The sequence below is a fragment of the Streptomyces mayonensis genome (assembly GCF_018982965.1).
In the GTDB taxonomy this organism is placed as follows: domain Bacteria; phylum Actinomycetota; class Actinomycetes; order Streptomycetales; family Streptomycetaceae; genus Streptomyces; species Streptomyces mayonensis.
Window position 1 is genome coordinate 1 of record NZ_JACBYP010000249.1, and the last position, 2,141, is coordinate 2,141.

Below are 2,141 nucleotides of genomic sequence, written 5' to 3' on the forward strand. Positions count from 1 at the left end.
CCCCTGCACCACCCGGCCGCCCCTGCACCACCGGCCGTCCACGCACCACCGGCCGGCCACCCGTCGCCGGCCGTTCCGAGCGCCGCAGGCCGCCTCCGCCCCACCCGGCCCGACCTCCCAGGGAAGGACTCCCTCCGTGGCAACGACAACCCCCGCCCGGGGTGCCAGCACACCGCCGCCCCCCGGCGGCCCGCGCACCGCGTACAAGGAACGCAGTGCGTGGCGTTCGCGACTGTGGCGCTTCGACGACAAGGCGTCGCCGTACGCCTACATCGCCCCCTTCTTCCTCATCTTCGGTGCCTTCGGGCTCTATCCGCTCCTCTACACCGGGTGGATCGCCCTGCACCGGGTGGAGATGACGAGCCTCGACCAGTCCGAGTGGGTCGGCCTCGACAACTTCTCCACGATCCTCCAGGACTCGGAGTTCTGGACGGCCGTCTCCAACACCTTCATCATCGGCGTCATCTCGACCGTCCCGCAGCTGCTGGTCGCCCTGGGCCTGGCCCACCTGCTCAACTACAAGCTGCGGGCCAGCACGTTCTGGCGCACGATCATCCTCACCCCGTACGCCACCTCGGTCGCCACCGCCGCCCTCGTCTTCGCCCTGGTGTTCCGGGCCGACGGCGGCCTCCTCAACTGGGTGCTCGAGCCCTTCGGCGGAGGGGACATCGACTGGGGCAACGGCCACTGGACCTCGAAGATCGCGATCTCGATCATCGTGATCTGGCGCTGGACCGGCTACAACGCCCTGATCTACCTGGCCGCCATGCAGGCCGTGCCGAGCGACCTCTACGAGGCGGCCTCGATCGACGGCGCCTCGCGCTGGCAGCAGTTCCGCAAGGTGACCATCCCCTCGCTGCGGCCGACGATCCTGTTCACCATCGTCATCTCGACCATCGGCTCGATGCAGTTGTTCGGTGAACCGCTGCTGCTGCAGGGCGGCACGCTCGGCTCCATCGGCGGCAGCGAGCACCAGTACGAGACGCTCAGCATCTACCTCTACAACTACGGCTGGAAGCTCGGACACCTCGGCCTGTCCGCCGCCGTGGCCTGGGGCATGCTCGTCCTGCTGCTGCTCATCGCCCTGATCAACTGGATCGTCGGCCGGTACGTGCGCAAGAGCGCGGCCTGACGGGAGCGACAACGATGACCACGACAAGTACTCCCCAGCAGACCGCCCCGGCCACCAAGGCCCCGACGGCGCAGCCCCCCGGTCCCGGCAAGGGCCGCCGCCTCCGGATCGGCGCCGGCCAGCAGCTCAAGGGCGGTCCCTTCACCTACCTCGCGCTGATCGTCGTAGGGATCGGCTCCCTCTTCCCGCTGTACTGGACGCTGGTGGCCGCCTCGCACGACCAGCAGCGCGTCCTCGACAACCCGCCGCCGTTCATCCCGGGCGGCAGGCTGTTCAGCAACCTCGAAGCGGCCTGGGAACAGGCCAACCTCGGCAAGGCCATCGTCAACAGCGTCATCGTCTCCGGCAGCATCACCGCGGCGACGCTGTTCTTCTGCACGCTGGCCGGTTACGCCTTCGCCAAGATGCGCTTCCGCGGCCGGGGCGTCCTGATGACCGCCGTCATCGCCACCCTGACCATCCCGCCGCAGCTCAGCGTCGTGCCGCTGTTCATGCTGATGGCGGACATCGGCTGGGGCGGCCAGCTGGAGTCGGTGATCTTCCCGACCCTGGTCGGCGCCTTCGGCGTGTTCTTCATGCGCCAGTACCTCATCGAGGCGCTGCCGTACGAACTCATCGAGGCGGCCAAGGTCGACGGGGCTAACAACCTGCGCATCGTGTGGAGCGTCGTCCTGCCCGCGGCCCGCCCCGCGATGATGGTGCTGGGCATGCTCACCTTCGTCCAGGCCTGGAACGACTTCTTCTGGCCGTTCCTCGCCCTGTCCCAGGAGAACCCCACCATCCAGGTCGCGCTCGGCCAGCTCAGCGCCTCCTACACCCCCGACCAGTCCATCGTGATGGCGGGCGCGCTGATCAGCACGCTGCCCCTGCTGGTGGTCTTCGTCGTCTTCGGCAAGCAGATCACCGGCGGCATCATGGCGGGCGCCGTCAAGGGCTGAAGCCCGCGCACCCTTGTGCGGGCCCCGCCGGTGAACGGCCCCGGCCGGCCGCCGCCGGGGCCGTTCACCGG

2 protein-coding genes are annotated in these 2,141 nt (G+C 69.1%); both read left to right on the forward strand.

All coding sequences use genetic code 11. From position 1 onward, the window contains the following. The first annotated feature begins 136 nt into the window (after nucleotides 1-136). Nucleotides 137-1,132, forward strand: coding sequence for a carbohydrate ABC transporter permease (locus HZS56_RS37635; RefSeq protein ID WP_216725297.1), 996 nt, complete (start codon nucleotides 137-139; stop codon nucleotides 1,130-1,132). A gap of 14 nt (nucleotides 1,133-1,146) precedes the next feature. Then, nucleotides 1,147-2,070, forward strand: coding sequence for a carbohydrate ABC transporter permease (locus HZS56_RS37640; protein WP_216725298.1), 924 nt, complete (start codon nucleotides 1,147-1,149; stop codon nucleotides 2,068-2,070). Nucleotides 2,071-2,141: the final 71 nt, after the last annotated feature.

Coding starts and splice junctions, on each gene's coding strand:
- HZS56_RS37640 (WP_216725298.1), top strand. CDS start 1,147: ATGACCACGACAAGTACTCCCCAGCAGACCGCCCCGGCCACCAAGGCC.